Annotated in this window: 1 protein-coding gene and 1 pseudogene; both read left to right on the top strand. The window is 32.1% G+C overall.

Going from position 1 to position 1188, the window contains the following annotated elements:
- Positions 1–319: 319 nt before the first annotated feature.
- Entirely contained in the window at positions 320–733 is a 414-nt protein-coding gene (locus F6K40_RS40370; RefSeq protein ID WP_293146016.1) for a periplasmic substrate-binding domain-containing protein, read from the top strand.
- A 176-nt stretch (positions 734–909) separates the two neighbouring features.
- Positions 910–1188 (top strand): annotated as a pseudogene (locus F6K40_RS40365) (ABC transporter substrate-binding protein); the annotation flags it as partial.

Raw genomic sequence — 1188 nt, 5'->3', positions numbered from 1 at the left:
TTGTTGCTGAACAATTGCCTATATTTTTTTTAGTAAATCCTCTTTCTCTCGAAGCAGTTCGTAATCATATTGATAATTTAAAATTTTCTGCTATTGGTGGAGCTTTTTGGAATATTGAGGAATTGAAGATTCAGGAAAATTAACGAATTCATAAGTCAGAAGTTGTTTTGATAACGATGAAGATGGTAACCAAGTCTAATTGACAATTTTAGTAATATCTGAGCAAAAAGTACCCATAGATATAGCAGTTAAAGTCAAAGAAGATTTAAGCAAAATTGGCATTAAAACTAATTGACAAGTCCTCAATTCAAATACAGTTTTGCCCAAGCTATTATTATTTCGAGATTGGGAATGTTATGTCGGATCTTTTGGTGTTCCTGGTGCAGAATTTGAACCCAATTTACTTTCCCTATTTTGGTTAAGTAATGGTTCATTTCATCAGTTTAATTTAGGTTATAAACCAGGGGAACCACCAATGAAAAATTGGCAAGTTTCTGATTGGGAAAAAGAAATTGACCGTTTATTTATTGCTGGATATCAGACAGTAGATGAAAATAAACGCCGGGAAATTTACGGAGAATTTCAGCAAATTGTTGCTGAACAATTGCCTGTATTTTTTTTAGTAAATCCTCTTTCTCTCGAAGCAGTTCGTAATCATATTGATAATTTAAAATTTTCTGCTATTGGTGGAGCTTTTTGGAATATTAATGAGTTGAAGATTCAGGAAAATTAACGAATTCATAAGTCAGAAGTTGTTTTGATAACGATGAAGATGGTAACCAAGTATAATTGACAATTTTAGTAATATCTGAGCAAAAAGTACCCATAGATATAGCAGTTAAAGTCAAAGAAGATTTAAGCAAAATTGGCATTAAAACTAATTGACAAGTCCTCAATTCAAATACAGTTTTGCCCAAGCTATTATTATTTCGAGATTGGGAATGTTACCAGGGAGGTTTTAATATTCTTGGTGCTGACTTTGAACCAAATTTACTTTCCCTATTTTGGTCAAGTAATGGTTCATTTCATCAGTTTAATTTAGGTTATAAACCAGGCGAACTACCAATGAAAAATTGGCAAGTTTCTGATTGGGAAAAAGAAATTGACCGTTTATTTATTGCTGGATATCAGACAGTAGATGAAAATAAACGCCGGGAAATTTACGGAGAATTTCAACAAATTGTTGCT

The sequence above is a fragment of the Okeania sp. SIO3I5 genome (assembly GCF_010672085.1).
GTDB lineage: Bacteria > Cyanobacteriota > Cyanobacteriia > Cyanobacteriales > Microcoleaceae > Trichodesmium.
The sequence above is the reverse complement of the archived record's forward strand: the minus strand, read 5'-3'. Positions and strand labels throughout refer to the sequence as shown.